The 22,349-nt window shown below is 75.4% G+C and carries 13 protein-coding genes; 5 read left to right on the forward strand and 8 right to left on the reverse strand.

Translation table 11 applies throughout. The annotated features are described in order from the left end of the window. Positions 1 to 98 precede the first annotated feature (98 nt). Both ACIQIB_RS20560 and ACIQIB_RS20565 read right to left on the reverse strand, forming a co-directional pair. Complete coding sequence (locus ACIQIB_RS20560; protein ID WP_400759651.1) at positions 99 to 1,643, reverse strand: lipase maturation factor family protein; 1,545 nt, start codon at positions 1,641 to 1,643, stop codon at positions 99 to 101. Positions 1,644 to 1,978: 335 nt separating this feature from the next. Beyond that, the gene (locus tag ACIQIB_RS20565) at positions 1,979 to 3,037 is read right to left on the reverse strand and encodes a GAF domain-containing protein (protein WP_363604527.1); all 1,059 of its coding nucleotides are present in this window, start codon (positions 3,035 to 3,037) and stop codon (positions 1,979 to 1,981) included. 422 nt (positions 3,038 to 3,459) lie between these two features. On the opposite strand from ACIQIB_RS20565, the gene ACIQIB_RS20570 reads away from it, so the two are divergent. The 5 genes from ACIQIB_RS20570 (at position 3,460) to ACIQIB_RS20590 (ending at position 8,663) form a co-directional block, all read left to right on the forward strand. Next, positions 3,460 to 4,740: an acyl-CoA dehydrogenase family protein gene (locus ACIQIB_RS20570; RefSeq protein WP_400759653.1), complete on the forward strand. Its 1,281-nt coding sequence runs from the start codon at positions 3,460 to 3,462 to the stop codon at positions 4,738 to 4,740. Positions 4,741 to 5,139: 399 nt separating this feature from the next. Then, complete coding sequence (locus ACIQIB_RS20575) at positions 5,140 to 7,188, forward strand: sensor histidine kinase (protein ID WP_400759536.1); 2,049 nt, start codon at positions 5,140 to 5,142, stop codon at positions 7,186 to 7,188. Continuing rightward, positions 7,188 to 7,619: a roadblock/LC7 domain-containing protein gene (locus ACIQIB_RS20580; protein ID WP_363604524.1), complete on the forward strand. Its 432-nt coding sequence runs from the start codon at positions 7,188 to 7,190 to the stop codon at positions 7,617 to 7,619. Before ACIQIB_RS20575 ends, ACIQIB_RS20580 begins: the two co-directional genes overlap by 1 nt. Further along, positions 7,616 to 7,996, forward strand: coding sequence for a DUF742 domain-containing protein (locus ACIQIB_RS20585; RefSeq protein WP_363604523.1), 381 nt, complete (start codon positions 7,616 to 7,618; stop codon positions 7,994 to 7,996). The genes ACIQIB_RS20580 and ACIQIB_RS20585 overlap by 4 nt, the downstream gene beginning before the upstream one ends. Positions 7,997 to 8,090: 94 nt before the next feature. Then, a complete protein-coding gene (locus tag ACIQIB_RS20590; protein ID WP_363604522.1) occupies positions 8,091 to 8,663 on the forward strand; it encodes an ATP/GTP-binding protein in 573 nt (190 codons plus the stop codon). A gap of 54 nt (positions 8,664 to 8,717) precedes the next feature. On the opposite strand, the gene ACIQIB_RS20595 is transcribed toward ACIQIB_RS20590, so the two are convergent. The 6 genes from ACIQIB_RS20595 to ACIQIB_RS20620 all read right to left on the reverse strand — a co-directional run bounded on the left by ACIQIB_RS20595 (position 8,718) and on the right by ACIQIB_RS20620 (position 22,332). Then, positions 8,718 to 9,188 carry a MarR family winged helix-turn-helix transcriptional regulator gene (locus tag ACIQIB_RS20595; protein WP_400759538.1) on the reverse strand — a complete coding sequence of 157 codons (471 nt, stop codon included), beginning with the start codon at positions 9,186 to 9,188 and terminating at the stop codon, positions 8,718 to 8,720. A 114-nt stretch (positions 9,189 to 9,302) separates the two neighbouring features. Beyond that, positions 9,303 to 11,294, reverse strand: coding sequence for a hypothetical protein (locus ACIQIB_RS20600; protein WP_400759540.1), 1,992 nt, complete (start codon positions 11,292 to 11,294; stop codon positions 9,303 to 9,305). Further along, a complete protein-coding gene (locus ACIQIB_RS20605) occupies positions 11,291 to 15,205 on the reverse strand; it encodes a DUF5682 family protein (RefSeq protein WP_400759542.1) in 3,915 nt (1,304 codons plus the stop codon). Before ACIQIB_RS20605 ends, ACIQIB_RS20600 begins: the two co-directional genes overlap by 4 nt. 4 nt (positions 15,206 to 15,209) lie before the next feature. Continuing rightward, positions 15,210 to 16,388, reverse strand: coding sequence for an AAA family ATPase (locus tag ACIQIB_RS20610; RefSeq protein ID WP_363604515.1), 1,179 nt, complete (start codon positions 16,386 to 16,388; stop codon positions 15,210 to 15,212). Continuing rightward, positions 16,385 to 21,475: a hypothetical protein gene (locus ACIQIB_RS20615; protein WP_400759544.1), complete on the reverse strand. Its 5,091-nt coding sequence runs from the start codon at positions 21,473 to 21,475 to the stop codon at positions 16,385 to 16,387. Before ACIQIB_RS20615 ends, ACIQIB_RS20610 begins: the two co-directional genes overlap by 4 nt. Continuing rightward, positions 21,472 to 22,332, reverse strand: coding sequence for a DUF4132 domain-containing protein (locus ACIQIB_RS20620; protein ID WP_400759547.1), 861 nt, complete (start codon positions 22,330 to 22,332; stop codon positions 21,472 to 21,474). The genes ACIQIB_RS20615 and ACIQIB_RS20620 overlap by 4 nt, the downstream gene beginning before the upstream one ends. Between the last annotated feature and the right edge of the window lie 17 nt (positions 22,333 to 22,349).

Genomic DNA, 22,349 nt, shown 5'->3' on the forward strand with positions numbered 1-22,349 from the left:
CCGGTTGTGGAGGCCCAGAATACGGGTGCCCGTTCGAGCCTTGCACGCACCCACCGCCCCACGGTCGGGTGTGGCGTGCCATACCGCCCGCGTGGCCGCTACTCGGGAGGGCCGGGCGGGTGGTGCGGCGCTGGGCCGGGCGAGTGGCCGCCCGGCCGCCGCAACCGGTCCACCGGCACGGTGCGGATCCGCCGTCCGAGCGGCGGGCGGTAGCCGGAACGGGTGAGGATGCCCAGGCTGACGGGCGCGAGGTATTCGTGCAGCGCCGTCCGGTGCCACCACGCGCCGGTTTCGCGCAGTTCGCGCCAATCGGTGAACCGGTAGAGATACAGGGTCGCCCGGACGTGGGTCGGTGGGGCGCCGGGGAAGGGGTTGTGGCGCAGCAGGCGCAGCGTGGCGGGGTCGTTGACCAGCAGGCGGGCGACGAACGGCAGGAACCAGGGCCGGGCGTAGGCGGGCGAGATCCCGGCGAACCACATCAGCCAGTCCAGCCGGAGGTGGTAGGGGGCGTACTGGCGTGGGAGGCGGCGCACGTCGCCGGGTTTGCCCTTGAAGCCGTACTCCTGCCACACCGTGTACCGGGTGACGACCGGTTCGTCGGTGCCCTCGACCACCACCTCCTGGCGGATCCGGTTGATGCTGCCGAAGGCGCCGTAGGTGTTGACCAGGTGCAGGCGGTTGAAGGAGCGGTTCATGATCTGGCGGCGGGAGACCATGTTCCGCACCGGCCAGTAGCTGAGGACCGCGACGGCGGCGGTCAGCGCGACCACCAGGCCCTCGTACCAGCCGGGTGCGGCGCCGTACGGGCCGGGCCGGGCCGGGAGGCCGAGCCGGTGCGGGTCGACGGCGGCGAGGGCGAGGGTGATGGTCAGCCAGTTGAGCCAGGCGAAGTTGCCGGAGGCGACCAGCCACAGCTGGGTGAGGACGACGAGGCAGGCCGCGTAGGTGGCGATCGGCTGCGGGAGGAAGAGGCCGACCGGGACGACGAGCTGGGTGAGGTGGTTGGCGGCGGCCTCGACGCGGTGCAGCGGGGCCGGCAGGTGGTGGAAGAACCAGCTGAACGGGCCGGGCATCGGCTGGGTCTCGTGGTGGTACCGGAGGCAGGTGAGGTCGCGCCAGCAGCGGTCGCCGCGCAGTTTGATCAGGCCTGCGCCGAACTCGACCCGGAAGAGCAGCCAACGCATCAGCCAGAGCACCGGGAGGGGCGGGGCGGTGTCCTCGTTGCCGAGGAAGGCGCCGAGGAAGCCGGCCTCCAGCAGCAGGGACTCCCAGCCGAAGGAGTACCAGGTCTGTCCGACGTTGACGATCGACAGGTAGAGCAGCCAGAGCACCGCCCAGAGCGGCACCGTCGCCCAGAGCGGGACGGCGTCCCCCAGTCCGCCGGCCAGGGCGGCGGCGAGGGCGGCTCCGGTCCAGGAGACGGCGGCGAAGAAGCGGTCGCTGTAGTGGAGGTGGAAGAGGCCGGGCGCCTGCCGGAACGGCACCCGGGCGGTGAAGCGCGGCACCGGCAGCATGCCGTCCGCGCCGATCAGGGCCCGGAACTGGGCGGCGGCGCCCAGGAAGCCGATCAGGTAGAGGGCGGCCAGCATCCGTTGCAGGAGCAGCCTGCTGAGCCAGTACTCGGGTGCGGCGAACCACTCCATGCGGCCCATGCCTACCATCGGCGGGCCGCGCGCGGGGCGTGCCCGGGGCTGCCTGCTCCGCCGGTTCACCCGCCCGGGCCCGGTCGGGTGAACCGGCGGGCCCGGCGGCAGGCCGGCCGGGAGGCGGGATGCCGGGGCGGCGGCGTGGCAGGACAGCGGCGTGACCGGGGGCAGTGTGGCCGGAAAACACGGCCCCCGCCCGGACGGCGAAGTGGCGGGGAGCCTCTCCTCGGGGGTGAGAGGCGCCCCGCCACGGTGTCGGCGGTAACTGCGGTGGGAGCGGCGGTGGTCGGCCGGGTGGTCGCCGGTCCGTCGCCACGGTGGTCGGTCAGGGCTCAGCCCGGCAGGACGAGTCCGGTCTCCCCGGCGGCGACGCCCGGACGGCCGGTGGTGGCGCCGTTCTGCTGGAGCCGGTCGACCAGCAGCGCGGCGAGCGTGCCCAGCTCCTCCTCCGTGCGGGACTGCGCGGTGACGTCCATGCCCACGGTGAGGACACCGTTGACCTGGCCGGTGCGCGCGGCCCGCAGCGGGGTGCAGGTGAAGCTGAAGATCTGCTGGCCCCGCTGGGCGTCCGGCCGGGCGGACTGGATCCGGACGTCGTTCAGGACGGTGGTCCGTCCGGTGCGGTAGGCCTCGGCGACGGCCTGCTGCAGGCCGGCCGCGCCGAGCTGCGGGTAGGCCTGGCCGACCGAGCCGTACGCCGCGGGGGCGCCGAAGGTGTCGGCGTGCTGGGCGTTGGCGTAGCGGATCTCCTGGCCGGGGCCGTCGGTGAGGATGATCGGGAACGGTGAGCCGTCGAAGGCCGCGAACATCTCCTGCTGCTGGGCGAGCAGGTTGTCGCGCAGCCGGATCTCGGAGAGCAGGGCCTCGGCGAGGTGCTGGATGTCGCGCAGCCGCTCGCGGCCCCACTGGCGGGGTTCGTGGTCGAGCACGCAGACGGTGCCGATGACGGTGTTGGTGTCGTCGACGAGCGGGGCGCCGAGGTAGGCGCGCACGCCCAGCTCGTCCACGACCGGGTTTCCGGCGAACCGGGGGTAGGCGAGGATGTCGTCCAGCGCGAGGGGGGAGCGCTGGGCGACGACGTGGGGGCAGAAGCCGTGGCTCATCGGCATCTGACGGGTCGGCAGGTCGAAGGCGATGCCTCGGTCGGCCCAGGAGGATCCTTCGGGTGCGACCTCGGCCGAACTTGGCGGAATGTAGAGCCCACGGAACATCTGGCGCTCGTCGTTGATGAAGTTGACCATCGCGATTGGGGCGCGGGTGATGCTGGCGGCCAGGTGAGCGAAGCGGTCGAAGGCCTCGTCCGCGGTCGGTTCGTTGAGACCCAGGCTGCGCAGCCTGCGGGTCCGCTCGGACTCACCGGCGGCACCCGGGAACTGGCCTTGAGTGCTCATCACATCAGTCATGGCGCACATGTAATCAGACATCCGACACGATCCGCGCTCCCGGCTCTCCGGTTCGGCCGTGCTGATGAACAGTCAAAGCCGCATGTGGACGGCGGCTTGGGCAGGTCGCGAAGTGAAGAAGGACCATTTCCCCGCCCCCCTGCGTTCCAATCCTCCCGGTGTTCGGTTGAAACGATTCACGCCAATCGAAGGTCAACTGTGGAGGCACCCGGGTCCCCATACGACAATGAGCCCTGCCGAAAACACGGATGGCGTCCCCCGGATGCCGCCCGAACTTCCGCACGCGCCCGGCTTGCAACAGGACACCCGGCCGCCAGCACCCCGCCCCCACGTCCATTGGCGGACGAGCGGAATCGGCAGCACGGACGGAGGCACAACCACCCGCTGACCGAGAGGACCCACCCATGGCTATGGACTACTTCACCGACGAGCGGCACGAGAGCCTCCGAGCCGAGGTCCGGGAGTTCGCGGAGAAGGAAGTACGTCCGCAGGTGGCCAGAATGGAAGCCGACCGCGGAGTGGAGTTCGAGCTCTCCCGGGAGATCGCCCGCCGCGGCTGGATCGGCGTCACCATTCCGCGCGAGTTCGGCGGACTCGGTCTCGGCCACCTCGCCAAAACCGTGATCGTCGAGGAGCTCTCCCGGGTCAGCGGCGCGATGGGCGCGATGGCACAGGCCTCGCAGCTCGGAGTCGCCAAGGTCATCCACTACGGCTCCGACGCCCAACGGCGCCACTGGCTGCCGCGGTTCGCCTCCGGGGAGTCGCTGCCGACCATCGCCGTCACCGAGCCCGAGTCGGGCGGCCATGTGCTCGGCATGTCCGGCACCGCGCGGCGCGAGGGCGACGAGTACGTGCTCAACGGCCGCAAGTGGTTCGTCGGCAACTCGCACATCGGCGACGTGCACGGCGTGGTGCTGCGCACCGGCGAGGGCAGCCGGGGGCTCTCCGCGTTCCTGGTGGAGAGCGACCGCCCGGGTTTCCGGCCCGGCACCCTCGGCTCGCAGAGCGGACTGCACGGCTTCAGCTTCGGCGAACTCGTCTTCGAGGACTGCCGGATCCCCGCCGCCAACCGGCTGGGCGAGGAGAGCCAGGGCCTGGACGTCGCCTACTCCTCCTCCACGCTGTACGGGCGGCTGAACCTGGCCGCCGTCGCGCTCGGCATCCACCGGGCGATCGTCGAGGACACGGTGCGCTTCGCCGAGGGGCGCGCGCTCTACGGCAGGCCGCTCTCCCAACTGCCCAACATCGCACTGAAGCTGGGCGAGATGCAGTCCCGGCTGATGACCGCCAAGCTCTCCGCGTACCACGCCTCGCACCTGCTGGACCACGGCAAGGCCTGCGACGCCGAGCTGATGAACGCCAAGCTGATCAACACCGAGTACGCGCTGGACTCCGCACGCAACGCGATGGAGATCCACGCCGCCCGGGGTCTCCAGGCCGAGTTCCACATCGAGCGCTACCTGCGCGACGCCACCCACGTCTACCCGCCGGCCGGCACCTCGGACGTCCAGCGGCTGCGGCTCGGCCAGGTCGCCGCGGGCACCTACGGCAAGCAGTGGTCGGCCGAGCTGTCCGGCCCGGCCAGCTGGGCCTGGACCGAACTGGCCCAGCACGAGGCGGAGGTGGAGAGCGACGCCGAGCGCACGATGGAGCTGGAGGCCTCCGTGCTGCACATGCCGCTGGCGGGCTGAACGGGCCCGGTCCGGCCGGGCGTCGGCGTCGACGTACGGGGGTCGCGCCGGCGACGCACCGGCGATTGACCTGTTCCTGGCGGCTTTCCGGAGACCGGCCGCGGCCTCCGGAAAGCCGTCGGCGCTCCCGAAACCCTTTCTGACCTGTGACGATCCGTCATCCGGCGGTCTCCGGCGGGGCATCCGGCCCCGTCACCACCCGTTCACATATCGTCAGTTGATGTTGCGATCAGGGCACCTGGGGCTGGTAGCGTTCCTGCAGTCGGCGGGCCGTGCTGCACCCCGCACGGACGGTGACACCGCGTCAGTCCGTCCGGCAACCCCGGCCGTGGCGCCCTGAAGCCCCGGCCGGACCGCGCACGGGCCACCCCACCGTTCGGCCCTGCAACAAGGAATCAGATGCCAGGCATATCGGCCCCCCGCACGGGCCACCGCGCCGGCCGGTCCGGCTCCCTCCGCAGCTCGCTCCTCGCCCTCGCGCTGGTCCCCTGCCTGGGCCTGGCCGCCGCCTGGGGCTATGCGGCCTTCCTGCTGCGCGGCGCCGGACACCGCACGCCCCTGCTGGCCGTCAGCGCGGCCGTCGCCGTCGTCCTGCTCTGGAGCCTGGTCCACGGCGTGCGGGTCGCCCTGGCCCTGTCCGGCCGGCTGGCGGACCTGCGCACCGACACCCTCGCACTGGCCCGGCACGAGATCCCCGAGGTGGTCGGCCGGCTCCAGGCCGGCGAGTCCGTCCCGTCGCCGCCCGCCTGGGCCCCGCCCCGACGCCCCGGCGACGAGGTCCAGCAGACCGCCGACGGCCTCGCCGCCGTCCGGCAGGCCGCCGTCGCCGCCATCGTCCACCAGGCCCAGGGCCGCGAGGGGACGAAGAAGGTCTTCCTCAACATCGCCCGCCGCACCCAGATCCTGATCCATCGCCAGATCAGCATGCTGGACGCGCTGGAGCGCGAGCACGAGGAACCGGAGCTGCTGCGCGAGCTGTTCGCGGTCGACCACCTGGCGACCCGGATGCGCCGCAACGCCGAGAACCTGGTCATCCTCGGCGGCGCCCTGCCCGCCCGGCGCTGGCGCAACGCCGTGCCGATGGTCAACGTGCTGCGCAGCGCCGTCTCGGAGACCGAGAACTACGCCCGGGTGGTCGTCCAGGGCGTGCCGCGCGCCTCGCTCAGCGGGCAGGCCGTCGCCGACGTCATCCACCTGATCGCCGAGCTGATCGAGAACGGCACCACCTTCTCCCCGCCGTACACCCAGGTGCAGGTCTCCGCGCAGGAGGTCCCCAAGGGCCTGGCCGTCGAGGTCGAGGACCGCGGCCTCGGCATGAGCGAGGAGGAGTACGAGCGGCTCAACGACTACCTGGCCAACCCGCCCGAGCTGGACGTCTCCGCGCTCGGCGACGACCTGCGGCTCGGCCTCTTCGTGGTGGCGCGGCTCGCCGCCCGGCACGACATCCAGGTCACGCTGCGCCCCTCCCCCTACGGCGGCACCCGGGCCGTGGTGCTCGTGCCCGCCGTCCTGCTGGAGCAGGCGGAGCAGTCGGCGTCGGTGCCCGGCCTGCCGACCGGCGCCCGGGTCACCCGGACACCGGTGCCGGAGGAGGCCGTGGACGGCGGGTCGGCGGAGGAGGCCCACGCCGAACTGTCGGGCGCGCTGGCCGGGGTACTCGGCGGGCTGCTGGGCAACGGGCCGGGCGCGGCGCCGGGCGCTGGCCCGAACCAGCCGGGCCAGGCTCCCGGGCAGGTGCCCGCTCATGCGTCGGGTCGGGAGTCCGGTCATGCGTCCGGTCATGCGCCGGGTCGGGCACCGTATCAGGCGTCCGGTGACGGCGACAGCAGTGTGATCATCGGAGAACTTCTGGCCCAGTACCCCATCGACAGCGGACGGGCCGACGGGGAGCCCGCCAACGGCGGTCTGCCGGTGGGCTCCCCGATCCCCGGGCTGCCCGGCGCCGTGGTCGTGCCCCGGCCCGTGCTGCCCCGGCCGTACGACGGCCTGACCGACGAGCCGGCGGCCGGCCTCCCGGGCGGCCCTCCGCCGGACGGCCGGCACGACGACCTGCCGACGAGCCACCCCGCCGACCGTCGCACGCCCAGCCACCGGCGCGCCCCGGAGGCCCCCGTGGAGCACGGCCCGGACGGCGAGCTGCGTACCCCGCGCATCCTGCCGCAGCGGGTGCGCAACGCCAGCCTCGCCGAGCAGCTGCGCGAGGCCAACGCGCCCGGCGCCATGCCGCCGCCGGCCGTCGCCCCGGCCGCACCAACGGCCGGTCCGTACGGCACCCCGGCCCCGGCTCCCGGCGGCTCGGCCGAGGACCTCTCCCCGCAGCGGTCCCGCGCCACCATGGCCGCCATCCAGCGCGGCACCCGAACCGCCCGTGCGGCGGCCCCCGACTCGGACGCACCGGCCGCTCCCCCCGCACCGGCCGCACCTTCCGCAGCTAAGGACGAGCAGTGATGACGCAGCACACCGAAACCCCGCGCGACCTCAACTGGCTGCTGGACCAGCTGGTGGCCCGGGTACCCGAGACCCGGCACGCCATCGTCCTCTCCGAGGACGGCCTGCTGGTCGGCCTCTCCCAGGACCTGGACCGCGCCGATGCCGAACACCTGTCGGCCGTCGCCTCCGGCCTGCAGAGCCTCGCCCGCGGCGCCGGCCACCGCTTCAACGGCGGCCGGGTCCGGCAGACGGTGATCGAGATGGACCAGCTGTTCCTGTTCGTCACCACCGCCGGGCAGGGCGCCCGGCTCGCCGTCCTCACCAGCGAACTGGTCGACGCGGGCCTGATGGCGTACGAGATCAACGTGCTGGTCAAGCAGGTCGGCCAGTACCTCACCGCGGCGCCGCGCAGCGACGCCGGCCAGGTCGGCGCGGGCGGCGGTGCGTGACCGCCGGCGCCGAGGAGGCCTGGTTCTTCGACAAGGACGCCGGCCATCTGGTCCGCCCCTACGCCATCACCAACGGGCGGACCGGCCCGGTCCGTGACGGCTTCGCACTGATCACCCTGGTGGTCACCGCGGACCCGCTCACGGACACCGCCCGGCTGACGCCGGAGCCGGCCGCGATCATCGACCTGTGCCGCGAACGCCCGCTGGCCGTGGCCGAGATCGCGGCCAGCCTCGACCTGCCGGTGAGCGTCGTCAAGGTGCTGCTGGACGATCTGGCCGAGGCGCGGCTGATCCTCACCCGGGCGCCGGTCCAGCTCGCCGAGGCACCGGACCTCTCGCTGATCCAGGCCGTGATCGAGGGCGTCCGCCGGCTCTGACCGGCGGCCCCGCCCTGCTCGGCCCCTCACGGCCGTCGCCGCACGCCGGTGGCCGTTCTCTTCTTACCTTCAGTTCTCTTTCAGGAGACCCGAATTGACGTCCCAGAGCCTGGTGCCGGGCGCGGTCAAGATCCTTGTCGCCGGTGGCTTCGGCGTCGGCAAGACCACCATGGTCGGCTCGGTCAGCGAGATCGAACCGCTGCAGACCGAGGAGCGGATGACCCGCGCCAGCATCGGGGTCGACAGCCTCGACGGTGTCCAGGGCAAGTCCACCACCACCGTGGCGATGGACTTCGGCCGGATCACCATCCGCGAGGACCTGGTGCTCTATCTCTTCGGCACGCCGGGCCAGTTCCGGTTCTGGTTCATGTGGGACGACCTCGCCCTGGGCGCGCTCGGCGCGATCGTGCTGGCCGACACCCGGCGGCTCGAATCCAGCTTCGCCGCCGTGGACTTCTTCGAGCAGCGCGGCATCCCGTTCGCCATAGGGGTCAACTGCTTCCACGGCCGCCGCGACTGCGCGCCCGAGGACGTCCGCCGCGCCCTCGACCTGGACGCGACCGTGCCGGTCGTGCTCTGCGACGTCCGCGAGCGGGCCTCCAGCAAGGAGTTGCTGCTCGCCCTCCTCGACCGGGTGCACCGGGACGCCCTCGCCGGGCGGCGCTGAGGACCGGCCCGACCACGATCTGGGCTGCCCCGGCCGGGACAGCCCCCGGGGCGATCAGACCGCGGTCGGGGCGGCCCGGGCGGCGGGCTCCAGTTCGCCCAGGGCACGGACCAGCGGGGCCAGCTCCGGGATCTCGGTGGCCTTGGCCAAAGTGGCCTCCAGCGCGGCCTCGTGGACCGGGCGGGCGGCTGCCAGCAGTTGGCGGCCCTGCGGGGTCAGCTCGGTGTAGATGCCGCGCCGGTCGTCCATGCAGAGGTAGCGGCTGAGCAGGCCGCGGTCCTCCAGCCTGGTCACCAGGCGGGTGGTCGCGCTGCTGCTCAGCGCGGCCGCGCGGGCCAGCTGCTGCATCCGCATGTGCCAGCCGTCCTGCCGGGAGAGCGCCTCCAGCACGGTGTACTCGACCACCGAGAGCTGGTGCTCCGCCTGGAGCGCCTTCTCCAGCGCGGCGTCGATCAGACCGTGCAGCGCGGCGAGCGTACGCCAGCCGCAGGCGCGGATCTCGGCGGCATCGTCGTGGATACCCATGGCTCGCCTCTCTGTTCCCGTCTGTTCCCGGTCCAGGTTCCGTCGTCCGGTTCCCTCTCCCGGCCCCGGCCGTCCTACGGCCTCTGAACGCTTCCTGTCCGCCAAGTATGCCATTTAGCGCGAATTACCTGCTTTTGCAAATACTTTTGCCGGCGCCTCGGCCTCGGCCCCCTCGTGCCGGCCCTGGTCCGGGACCCAGGCGCCCGCGCAGAGCGCCGAGGCCAGCTCCTCGCCGTAACAGGCCGCCGCCAGCCAGGCACCGGTGAACGCGTCGTGGTCATCCGCCACGACCCGGCCGAAGACATCCCGGGGCTGGTCCCCCGCCGCCGCGCGCAGCCCGCCCAGCAGGGCCGCCCCCGTGGCCAGGCCCGCCGACCGCAGCTGTGCCTGGTCGGTGCCCGCCGACCCCGCGCCGAACGCCAGCCCGAGCCGCCCGCCGGTGACGGCCTGCTCGACCCGGCGGGTGAGCAGGTGCACGGGGGCGTCCGGGGCCGGGTCCTCCGGGGCGGCGACCGTGGCAGCCGTGGCAGGCGGGACGGCGGCAGGCGGGGCTGCCGGGGTGAGGTCGGCGGTCTGCATCCGCTCCAGGCCGAGGTTGACCCGGCCCGCCCGGTCGGCGGGCAGGGCCAGCACGGGCGACTGCGGCCCCGGCTCGCCGGGCGGCACGCCGATCGCCAGCAGCCGCAGCTCCGGACGGGCCGCGCGCTCCAGCCGTCCGATCACCCGCAGGCGCAGGCCCGGGGCCGTGGCCAGCAGGGCCAGATTGCCCCGGTAGGCCAGGCCCGGGTGGTCGTGTGCCGCGCGCAGGGCGATCACCAGCCCGTCGCAGTCGGCGAGCAACTGCGCCCCGCCGCCCGGTCCGTACGGGGCGGCGCCCAGCAGCGTCACGTCCAGGAACAGCAGGTCGCTCCCGGCCGGCCGGCTCTCGTACGGCAGCGCCGCCGCCGACAGGGCCCGCTCCACCTGCGCGGCCGGCGGCTCGGCCCAGAGCGCGGCCGACGGCGCCTCCGTCCACGCCGCCCCCGCCGCGCGGACCGCCCGGACGGAGGCGCCCGCGCCCAGCCGTCCGGCGGCCGACCTGGTCGCCCCCTGGACCGCCAGCCCGGCGCGGCTGAACTCCCGGTGGCCGAGCGAGGCGTCCCCCAGCCGCACCGCCCGGTTCCCGGCCCCGACGGCGTGCGGGGCGGCCGTCGTCGCGTCGTCGTGCGGCATGATCTCCGCGAGGGTGCTCAGCCGACCGGTCGCGTCCACCGCCCAGCTGAGCACACCCGCGTGGGTGGCCGTCAGCACCGGCTCGACGAACAGCCCGTACAGCCGCAGGCCGCCCACCTCGCCGTACACCTGGCGGGCGGTGCCGCGCAGTTCGTCGACCCGGCCCGCCCCGGCCGCCAGGGCGGCGGTGAGCTCCAGCACCTCGCGCAGGCCCGCGACCAGGTCGGCGAGCCGGTGGTCCGGCTCGCCCGAGCGGGCCGCGCGGACCCGCGTCACCACGGCCACCGCGGCGGCGGCCGGCCGGTACAGCCCGGCGATCCGGGCCCGGTGGGCGGCCCGCAGCAGCTCCGCCTGCAGGACGGCGCCCGCCCCGCTCACCCCGGCCGCCAGCACGGCGGCCGCCGCCCGGTGGAGGTGGCGGACGGCGGCCCGCTCGGGCGCGGTGAGGGGGGCCTCCGGGCCCGGGGCGTCTCCGGCGGCTTCCCCGGGCGCGCGCTCCGGCCCCTCGGCCGGGCCCGGACCGGTCTCCCCCGAACCGGTCTCGGTCAAGGGGTCGGTCGAGGGGTCGGCCAGGCGGCAGACCGTGACCGCCGCCGCGCGGTGGACACAGGCGGGTGCCAGCAGACAGCCGCAGCGGACGTCGGCCGCGTCGGCGACCACCCCTCCCGGCGCGTGCAGGACGAGTGACGTCTCCTCGTCCACCGCGATCCGCCACTCGTCACCGGAGTGCTCCACCGGCCGGTCGGCCAGCTTCTCCGCCGCGCCGTCCAACCGCTTCTGCAGGCGGGCCGACAGCCCGGCCACCACCTCGGCGACCACCTCCGGCCGTACGGCGGGCCAGGCCTGCCGTTCCGTGACGCCCTGCTGCTCCGTCGTGCTCTGCTGCTCCGTCATCGGACCTTCTCCCCCACCCAGCGGGCCAGTTCCAGCGGGCTGAGCGCCGCCACGGGCATTCCGGCCGCGACGAGTTGGCTCGCGACCGCCTTCGAATAGCGGGCCGTCCCCGTGTCGTCCAGCGCGGCGCAGCCGAGCAGCTGGCAGCCGGAGTCGACGAGGGCCCTGGTCTGGGCGAGCAGCCCGCCGATCGGGCCGCCCTCCTCGAAGTCGCTGATCACCGCGACGAGTGTGCGGGACGGCACCGTCACCAGCTCCCGTGCGTACTTCAGCCCGGTCGCGATGCTGGTCCCCCCGCCGATCCGGACCTCCAGGAGCAGACTCAGCGGATCCTCGACCCGCTCGGTGAGGTCGACGATCTCGGTGGAGAAGGCCACGAAGTGGGTGCTCAGCGACGGCACCCCGGCCAGGATCGAGGCCGTCAGCGCCGCCCAGACCGTGGACGACTCCATCGACCCGGAGACGTCCACGACCAGGATCAGCCGCCAGTCGGCTGCCTTGCGGGCCCTGGTCCGGAACACCGGCCGCTCGGGGACGATCACCGTGCCGCCGCCCGGTACGCCCGGCCGGGCCGGACGGGCGGTGGCGAGGTTGGCCCGGATCGTCCGGTCCAGGTCCAGGCCGCCGCCCGGCCGGCGGCTCGGGCGCGGCACGCTGATCCCGGTCAGGGCGGGCCGCAGCCTGGTCGCCAGCTCCCGGGTCAGCTCGTCGACCAGGCGCCGCACCAGCGGGCGCAGCCTCGCGATCCGGGCCTCCGGCAGGCCCCCGGCGTGCTCCAGGACGGTGCGGAGCAGATCGACGGACGGGCGGACGGCGGCCGGGTCGATCGCGTCCAGCGCGTCGGTCCGGCCGTGCGCGACGGCCGCGGCGAGCACCTCCTCGCGGATGCCGGGCCCGAACAGCGTGGCCAGTTCCTCGGACCACTCCCGGACCCCGGGGTACGGGGCCTCGCGGCCGCCCCGGCTGCCACCGGCGCCGCCACGCCCGTCCAGCCCGGGGCCGGAACCCTCGCCCCGGCCGGTGCCGTACAGCTCGTCGAGTGCGGTGGCGAGGCGGGCCGACCGCCCGCCGAGGCCGCCGCTCCCGGGCCGTCCGAGCAGCAGCCGCCAGCGCTCGGCGGGCGCGAGGGCATGGGTGGCGGGGTCGGCGGCGATGTCGTGGCCGGACGCGGCCGGGCCCGAGGTGGCCTGACCCGCCGCCCGGGGCGGTGTGGCAGGTCCGGCCGCCGCCGGGGAGGGCCCGGGGACGGCCGGAGGAAACAGGCCGCGTCGGCCCAGGGCGGTGCGGGCGGCCAGGTCGGCGCGGGCCCAACGGGCCAGCAGCGCGGGCGCGACGGTGTCGGGCAGGGCCTGGAGCCGGGTGCCGAGCCGCTCCTCGACCAGGGTCAGCAGCCGGTCGCGGGCGGCCGGACTGAGGGTGTCGAAGCCGCCCCGCAGGGCGGGCAGCCGGTCCAGGAACCCGCTGTCGGGCAGGCTGGTGACGCGCTCCAGCACCGGTTCCAGCACCTCGGGCGCGGAGGCGAACAGCCCCTCCGCCGCGGTGAGCAGCCCGACCAGCGCCCGCCCGAGCACGTGCCGGGCGGCCGGTTCGGTGGCACCGTCCACCCAGGAGGCGACGCGGTCGCCGAAGGCGGTGGGCCGTTCCTGTCCGAGCAGCACCCGCACCGAACCGGCCGCACCCCGCACCAACGGGCTCCCCCCGACGGCGAGTTCGGCCAGCGCATGACCGAGTCGCAGGCCGCCGGACTGGTCGGCCCGACGGGCCAGCTCCACCAGGGCCCGCGCGTCGGCGGGGTCGTCGGAGCCGCCCAGCCCTTCCAGCTGGCGTACGGCGGCGACGGTCAGCAGCCCGCCGGCGGCGGCCAGCGCGGCGGCGCGGTCACCGGCACCCGCCGAACCGTCGGGCGAAACGGGTGAAGCGGGCGCACCCGGCTCAGGACGAACGCCCGGGGCGGCGAGCGGTCCCGGGTCCGCGCCCGTCCCCGGCGCGCCCTCGGCGGGCCCGGCCGCCTGCGCGTCGCCCGGCGGCGCCGGGGCGGCGAGGCCCGGGATGTGACCGGCGGTGAGGCGGTCGAGGAGGGCGAGGCCGTCGAGGAGTTCGGGCAGCGTCCCGCTCTCCGGGAGGACGGCGGTGAGCTGGGCGAGCCGGGTGTCGGCCAGCGCGGGCAGGCCGCAGGCGGCGGCGTCGGCGAGGCCCTGGACGACCTCGCGGGCCGTCGGGCCGTCCGCCTGCCGCTCACGGCGGAGCCGCTCGCGCAGGGCTCCCTCGGCGGCCTGGGCCGGGGTGACGCCGCGGGTGCCCGCCACCGTCAGCATCGCGGCGACGGCCGGGGTCCACCGGACCTGCCAGCGGGTGCCGAGGGTCTCGGTGCCGCCGGCGCCGGTGCCGGCGACCGGCTCGCCGTACGGGACTCCGCAGGCGGCGAGGCGGTGCAGGAGCAGTTCTCGGCGGCGGTCGAGGGGGGAGCGCAGCGGGTCGAGGCGCAGTTCGCGCGGGGCGGCCTCGCCGGAGTCGGCGGGGCCGGGGAGGCCGAGGTCGGCGAGCAGGACCTCGACTGCGGGGGCGAGGCCGCTGCGCGGGGCGGCGGGCGCGGGCCGCCCGGTGCGGGTGCCGACCAGGACGCGTTCCAGCGCGCGGGCGACGGCCCGGCCGCGGCCGAGGGGTTCGCCCTGGGCGAGCACGGTCTGGACGGCCTCGACGAGTTCGCCGCGGCCGGGGGCGGCGAGCCCGCGCAGCCGGGCGAGGTCTCCGGCGAGCCGGACGATCTCGCGGGCGTCGGCCGGGCCCGACGGGTGGTCCTGGGTGCGCAGGGCGGCGCAGATCCGGACGGCGGTGCCGGTGAGGGCGTCGGCGAGCCGGTCCGCGTCCCCGCCCGCGTCGAGGACGGTGTGCTGCCACTCGGGGTCGCGGATGCCCGCCGGGTAGCCGGAGCGGGCGTCGAGCAGCGGGTAGGTGTAGGGGATCAGCGAGACGACGTGGCCGCCGTCCGGCCCGGGCACCCCGTCGGACGCCTCGCCGGACGCCTCGCCGGACGCCTCGCCGGCGGTGTCCGCCGACGGGTCGAGCAGCGCGGGCGCGTGGAAGGCGCCGACCACGGCGGCCACCCGGCGCCCGTCCGCGGCGGCCGCCCGGATGCGCGCCCGCATCCAGGCCTCGCGCCGCAGGTCGTACCGGTCGACGCCGTCGCCCTGCTCGGCGTCGCGGCGCATCGCCCAGCCGACCAGCAGGGCGGCACGCCGGACGGCCTCCGGGGTGGAGCCGGGGGCCGCGGTCTCGACCAGGCGGTCCCAGAGGTCCTCGTCGTCGTCCCGCCCGGTGAGCCGGTGGCGCAGCGCGTCGGCCACGCCCGGACCGGTGTCGGCGGCCGGTCCGTCGGGGCTCGGACCGGCGGGACGGCCCACGGACCGGCCCTCGGACCGACCCTCGGACCGGTGCGCGAGCGGCAGGTCGCAGGCGATCGCCTCGACACCGTTGCGACGGGCCCAGCGCAGGGCCGCCAGCTCCGGCGAGAAGTCCGCGAACGGGTAGAAGGCGAGCCCGGGGGTACGGTCCGAGGTGCCCTCCCCCGGGCCCGCGCCGTCCTCGGGCCCGCCGGGGGCGGCGGCGAGGGCGACGGGCGCCTGGGTGGACTCGTCGGCCAGCCAGCCGAGCCAGGGCTGGAACTCGGCGGGCAGTTCGACCAGCACCGCCTCGGGCCGGACGGCGTCGAGCAGCGCGGGCACCACCGCACTGAGCGACGGCGCGTGGTGCCGCACGCCGATCAGATAGGGCCCCGGCCCGCCGGTGCCGGAGGCGGCCAGCCGGGCCGCCTCCGCCTCGACGACCTCGCGCGGGTCTCGCGGGTCTCGCGAGTCCTGGGGCTCCGCGCCATCGGGGATGTCGGGGCTGTCGGGGATGTCCGCGCTGCTCATCGCCTCACGCCTCCAGTGCCGAGCGCAGGTCCCAGAGGGTGCGCCAGGTGGCGGCGCCCTGCTCGGCCCTGCGGCGGACCGGGCCGTCCCAGTAGCCGAGCAGGCGGGCCGCGTCGGCCGGGTCGTCCTTGCGGACGACGCCGATCAGCTGGCCGGGCAGCCGGCCGAGCACGTCCCCGGTGTCGGGGAGGTAGGCGGCGCCGACGCCGAGGGCGGTGGCCACCGAGACGGCCTCGGCGGTGCTCATCACGGTGGACGGGCGTTCGACGTCCCAGCCCTCGGTGGAGCGGCCGGTGCGCAGGTCCCGGAAGGCGGTGACGAGTGCCTCCAGGACCGCGTCGTCCACCGCGTAGGCGGCGCCGGCCCGGGCGACGGCGGCGGTGGACTGGCGACGGACCAGCTCGACCTCGGCCGCGAGGCTGCCGATCGGGCCGACCGTCTCGAAGTTGAACCGGCGCTTGAGGGCGGCGGACATCTCGCTGACGCCCTTGTCGCGCAGGTTGGCGGTGGCGATCAGGGTGAATCCGGCCGCGGCGTGCAGCTGCCCGTCCGGGGTGCCGGCCAGCTCGGGGACGGCGATCCGGCGCTCGGAGAGCAGGGAGACCAGGGCGTCCTGCACCTCGGGCAGGCAGCGGGTGACCTCCTCGACCCGGGCGACGGCTCCGGTGGTCATCGCGGTGAGCACCGGAGAGGGCACCAGGGCGTCCCGGCTGGGGCCCTTGGCGAGCAGCAGGGCGTAGTTCCAGCCGTACTTGAGCTGGTCCTCGGTGGTACCGGCGGTGCCCTGGACGGTGAGCGCGCTGGTGCCGCAGACCGCGGCGGCGAGCAGCTCGGAGAGCATCGACTTGGCGGTGCCGGGCTCGCCGACGAGCAGCAGGCCGCGCTCGCCGGCGAGGGTGACGACACAGCGCTCGACGAGTGCCCGCTCGCCGACGAACTTCTGCTCGATGGCCAGGCTCTTCCGTCCGGCCTTGAGCTTCTGGCCGTCGCTGCCCATCACGAAGGTGACCACGGCGCGCGGGGTGAGCCGCCAGCCGGGCGGGCGCGGGCCGGCGTCGTGGGCGGCCAGGAACTCCAGTTCGGCCGCGTACTTCTCCTCCGGCGGAACGATCTGCCGGGCGGCGGGGGCGGCCCCGGGGACGGCCGGGGAGCCGGCGACGGGGTCGGTCACGGTGGTACTCATCGGCGGGCGGCCTTCCTGCGCTTGCTGGTCTGGAGCTCTTCGTAGCCGGGGACGTCCCCCGTGCCGATCCGCTGCCAGGCCCGGGCGAACAGCTCGGGAACCGGCAGGTACGGCAGGACGGCGTGGTGGGTGGGCAGTTCGTACAGGCCGGCCTTCCAGGTCTCGGCGGGCAGGCCGGGGGACTTGGCCTCCTGCCAGCCGCCGGGCAGGAACAGGCTGCGGCCGGCCCGGGCCCGCTTGGCCTCCAGCACCAGGCTGGTGGCGGCGAGTTCGGCACGGGCCTTCTTCAGCCGGGCGGGCTTCCAGCCCGTCCAGCGGGCGACGTTGCGGTCGGTCGGGTCGGGCAGGGCGAGCAACTGGAGGTAGAGCACGGCGGCGTCCTCGCCGAGGCCGTGCGCGGCGACCACCTCGGCGACCAGGCCGGGGACGCTGAACTGCGGGTTCTGCGCCCAGCCGGTCTCCGCCGGGGAGGCCTGGGACTCCGGTGACTCCTGGGGCTCCGGGGCCGCCACCAGCCGCTCCAGCTCGCCGCTCAGGACGGCTTCCAGAGCGAGCCGCTGAGCGCTGAACACGTGCGGGTAGGAGAGCCCGTCGAGCAGTTCGAGCAGCGGGTCGTCGGCACCGGTGAGCCCGGCGGGGCGCAGCCAGGCCCGTTCCTTGCCCCCGTAGCCGGGGGCGAGAACCAGGGCCTCGCCGCAGCGGACCAGCCCGTCGGCGTCCGCGCCGCCCTCGGCCGGCAGACCGTACCTGGTGCGCAGGACCGGGGTCAGCCGCTCGCCCTTGACGGTGTACTCGAGCTCGTTGTCCAGCAGCAGGTGCGGGTCGGCGAGGCGCGCGCGCAGGGCCTCGGCGGCCCGGGGCAGCAGCGAGCGCAGCGGGCTGTCGTACGGGAGGTGGTAGGCGAGCCAGCGCAGGGCGGCGACGGCGCCGCGCAGGTCGTGTTTGGTCGGCGCCGCTGCCTGGTCGTCGGCGAGGAGCTGCTGGGTGCCGTCGTCCTTGCCTGCGGCCAGCCGGAATCCGGTGGTGCCGCTGAGCCAGGCCGTCCGGTCGGGGTTGAGCATCGCCTCGATCTGCTGGACACCGACACCGCTGACGGTGGCCTGGGCGTCCTCGGGGAGGGTGACGAGCCGTCCGAACCGCTGCGTCCACTGCTCGGCACCGGCGGTGACATCGGGGCCCTCGGTCCAGAGGGTCTTCGGGTCGGCGGGCAGCAGGGCGGCCCAGACGGCGGCCAGGGCCTCGTGGTCGCGGTCGCGCAGCCAGTCGCGGGCGGCCTTGGCCTCGGTGGACTTGAGTCCGTACTCCTTGAGCCGGTCGGCGGGCAGCGCGTTGCCGTACCACCGGAACAGGGTGTCGGTGGGGCTGAGCAGCAGCGTGGCGCGGGTGCTGCCGATGCCGGTGAGTTCGCCGAACGCGGCGGCGGGGGCGGCCTCCCGGGCGAAGCCGCCGTGCAGGGCGAGCAGCGCGGTGAACTCGGCCGTCCAGTCGGCGGTGAGGGTCTCCTCGGTGGTGCGCTCCTCGGCGGTGGTGAAGTGGGCGACCGGGCCGAAGGCGCCGCTCGGGTCGTGGTCGACGGCGAGCCAGTACACCCGGCCGTCGCGGTGGTGGCGGCAGCCGAGGATGATCACGGTGCGGTCGCCGTGCCGCAGCACCTGCCCGGCGCGCCGGTGGTGCTGCTGGTCCCCGTGGGTGAGCTGGTGGGCGTGGTCGTGGAGCGGCTCGGTGAGGGTGATCTCGCGCAGGGTGGCGCCGCGGTCGGCGAGCGGGCCCGCGGTGAGCTCGCCGAGCAGCAGGGCGAGCGTGGACCGCTCCGCCGACCCGGTGAGCGGGGCGGCCGCGGCGAACGCGAGGGTGTCGAGCCGGCCGAGCAGGTGGAGCCAGCCGTGGTGGTCTTCGTCGCCGTGCAGTGTCACCTTCAGCGGGTCGGACCAGCCCTCGGGGCCGGCGGCCGGCGGGTCGGCCAGGACGGCGGTGACGGTGCGCAGGTTGTTGAGGACCCGCCACTGCTCGCCGCCGTCCCAGGAGTGGCCGAGGCCGCCGAGGTGGGGCAGCAGGATGCCGACGGCTTCACGCAGGTCGTGGTCGCTGCCGTGCTCGGGCCGGTAGGCCGTGCCCGGCCGGGCGGTGCCGGCCTTGGGGCGGGCCTCGGCCTCGGGCTGCGGGACGAACCGGGCGGCCTGGTCGAGCAGGTTGGCGGCGAACCGGGCGAGCCCGGCGACGCCGGCCAGCAGCAGCGGGTGGCCGATGCCGGGCAGGGCGTCACCGACGGCCTGAACGGGTACCCGGTTGCGGGCCTTGCCGTTGGCGAGCAGGCGCCGCACGCCCTGGACGGTGAGCCAGCGCTGCTCCTCCTCGGCCACGGGCTCGGTGTCCGTCGGCCAGGCGGCGTCGATCAGCCGGGCGGCCTGTTCGGCGGTGACGGCGCGCAGGACGCGGGAGCCGTCCTCGTCGCGGGGCCGCAGGGCGTGCCAGTGGTCGACCGGGGGGACGAGGGCGGTGCCGGCGGCGTGCAGGTCGCCGGCCCGGCAGGCGCTGACCTCGGCGGTGCGATCGCTACCGGCGTCCCCGGCCCCGTCCGCGTCGGGCAGGACGAGGGCGAGGATGCCGCCGCGGCTCTCGGTGATCATCGGGTGGGCCGCGCCGGGGAGGCCGAGCCGGCCGACCGGGTAGCGCTGGGCGTGCTTGCCCTGCCCGGTCAGGACGAGGGTCTGCCCGTCGGCGGTGACGGTGGTGACCCGGGCCCCGTCGACGCGGGCCCAGCTGCCGAGCACCGTGCCGTCGGTGCCGAGCGGGGTGGCCTCCAGGCCGGGCTGGAGCGGCAGCAGCCGGGTGAAGCCGGGCTGGAGCCGGCCGGCGGCCGCGGTGGCGGCGATCCGGGGCGGCTCGGCGGCGCGGCCGAGGGTGCCGGTGGCCGGGTCGAACTCGGTGAAGGCGGATCCGTTCCGGCCGGAGCGCAGCGTCCAGTGGCCGGTGCCGTCACCGATCACCCGGTGCTCGGCGGGTACCCGGGTGTCCCCGGCGTGCAGCGGGCGCTCGCCGGACGTCCGGCCGCCGCCGGGCAGCGCGAGCGAGGGGACGCCGGGGGTGTCGCCGCTGCCGTAGTAGCGGACGATGGTCTCGCCGCCGAGCGCGAAGATCTCGGTGGGTCGGCCGGACCAGTAGGCGTGCTGCTTGCCCTCGCGGTACCAGGCGACCAGGAGCTCGCCGTCGGCGTAGCGAAGCCGGGGCTCCTGCCAGCGCTCCAGCTTGTCGGGGATGCGCAGGGTGTGTTCCAGCAGGATGCCCTGCGGGCCGACCACCAGGACCTGGTCCTTGCGGGCCAGGATCAGGGCGGGCCACGCCTCCTCGATGATCAGGCCCTTGCGGAACGTCGTGTCGACGGGTGAGCCGGGCGCCTCGCGCTGCGGGAGGCCGAGCCGGCCGAGCGCCTCCTCCAGGGCGGGCCAGCCGAGTTCGTCGAGGATGCCGGTGCGCAGGGCGCGGGCGAGCAGACCGGTGGCGTCGAGGCCGGCGATCCGTTCGGCGGCGGCCGGGTTCTCCTGGCGGATGGCGGTGCGGCTGAGGATCAGCTGCTGCAGGAGGTCGGCGGCGCCGGCCAGGCCACGGGCGGCGAGGAGTGTGTCGGCGCGCTCGTCGGACCATTCGACGAACAGCTCGCGCAGCACCGGGAGTGCGGGCAGGCCCTTGCGGACGGCGGCGTCCCAGGCCCGGGGGACGGCGGCGCGCAGGGCGGGCCGGAACCGGGGGTCGGCGGCGACGGCGGCGAGGGTGGCGCTGTCGGGGCCGGCGTCGCCGACCCAGTCGGTGAGGTCGAAGGTGTGGTCGTCGGCCGGGTCGGCGACCGGGACTCCCTCGGCGAGCAGCAGGTCGAGCAGGTCGAGCAGGGTGCTGCTGTTCCGGATGCCGGTGAAGAGGTCCACCGGGACGTCGTCGGCGCGCAGTCGCTCGGCCATCCGCCCGGCGAGGGCCACCGTGGCGGCGCTGGGACCGCTGGTGCGCCAGCTGCGGCCGAGGTGGCCGCACCAGCGCTGGAGCCAGGCGGCGGGTGCGGCCTCCTCCGCCCGGGGCCCGGTGAGCAGTTGCTCGGCGCCGCTCTCGGCGAGGACGGCGAGCCAGGCGGCGTCCTGGGCGGTCCGGTCCGAGGAGCCCTCCGGGTCGGGCAGGAGCTCCAGCAGGCGGGCGCGGACGGTCTCGTCGCGCCGGCCGAGCTCGACGACGACGCTGTGCCAGGACTTCCAGAACGCGCCCGGCGCCCGGTTGACGGCGGGTGAGGCGAGCAGCTCGGCGAGCAGCGCCTGCTCGTGCTCGGCGCGGTCGAGCCCAGCCGCGCGGATCAGGGCGCGGGCGTCCTCGGCCACCCCGGCATAGGGTGCCATGCCGGCCGCCGAGCGCTCGGCGCAGAGCTGGCGGAAGCGCTGCCAGGCGGTCAGCGGGTCGAGCCGGACGCTCAGCTCCTTGACGTACTGGCGCAGCGCCTTGACGGTGAGCGCGCCGGCCAGCGCGAACTCCAGGAAGACGGCGCGCAGCCGCTCCTCGTCGATCGCCAGGCCGTGGGTGCGCTCGGCCTCGCGGGCCTTGCCGAAGAAGGTGCCGGCGTAGGTCTGGTTGCCCTGTGCGAGGAAGATCCGGCCGACCTCCTCGCAGTAGGTGGGCAGGAAGTGCGGCACGGTGCGGCCGAGGCGCACGGCGAGCGCCTCGAAGCCGTCCTTGGCGTTGCCCGGCTTGGACTTGGCCTGCCGGGCGAGCCGCTCCATCTCCTTGACCAGGGCGAGTGCGTGGTGGCCGTTGGCCGGGTCGTGGACCAGTGCCCAGGCGGGGAAGCCGAGTGCCTCCTGGCGGACCTGGCCGACCTCGGCGGGCTCCCCGGTGGGCTTGAGCCCGAGGAAGTCCACCGCGAGGTCCTCGGCCGGGCCGAGCGCGCCGGGCACCAGCCGGACGATCCGGCGCTCGCCGAGCACCGGGTGGGTGTAGGCGCGGGCGGTGAGCACGTCCGCGACGCTGTCGGGCTGCCCGGCGCCGGGCAGGGTGCCGGCCGGGAGCACCGCTCCGGCGTCCAGCAGCTTCTCGTTCGGTCCGGTGGTGCTCATGCGGCTTCCTCCCCTTCGACCGTGCGGCCGGCGTGCAGCGCGGCGGCCATCCGCATTCCCTCGGACCAGGCGACCGGTCCGACCTCCGCGAGCGCCAGCACCTTGCCGTCCGGGCCCGTCCAGCTGAGTGCTCCGGTCTCGCACTCGTCGTACTCGTAGTAGTCGCCGACCCAGACCCGGGCCTCCAGGGCGACGCCCGCCTCGACGACGGGCAGCACGGCGTGGCCGCCGCGCACCCGGTAGCCGAGCCGGGTGCAGCGGCCGAGCAGCTCGCGCAGCTCCTTGTAGCGGCCGCCGGCGTAGTCGGTGACCTCGGTGGCCCCGGTGCCGGGCGCGGCCGGGCGGTGCCAGACCTCCCGGTAGAGCTGCTGGACCTGCTGGGAGACGCCGAGTTCGACGGCGAACTCGCGCAGCTCGGCCAGGTCCTCCAGGAGGACGGGGTGGGGTATCCGGATCTCGCCGTCGGTGAGGCGCACGGTGTCCCCGTCCAGGTCGACCAGGCCGAGGCCGCGCTCGGCGTCGGCGCCGCGCAGGAAGCCGGCGACCGCGCCGTCCGGGCCGGTGACCACCAGGTCGCGCAGCACGTCCTGCCAGGCCTCGTCGGCCCAGACGGCCGTGATCACGGCGGCGGGGAGGGGCAGCGAGCGCACCATCCAGCGCTCGACGTCCTCCAGACAGCGCCGCCGGTGCGCGGCCAGCCACTCGGTGAGCTGCTTGAGGCCGGTCACCACCGGGTCGTCACCGAGCTTCGACGGGACCGACTTCAACTGGCGGCCGGCCGCGTTGCGGCACACCACCCTGCCCTCCGCGTCGAGCGCGACTTGATAGCCGCCCGATCCCGCTTCCACCCATGCCACGTCCGCTCTCCTCCCAG

This window comes from Kitasatospora sp. NPDC092286 (genome assembly GCF_044755565.1).
In the GTDB taxonomy this organism is placed as follows: domain Bacteria; phylum Actinomycetota; class Actinomycetes; order Streptomycetales; family Streptomycetaceae; genus Kitasatospora.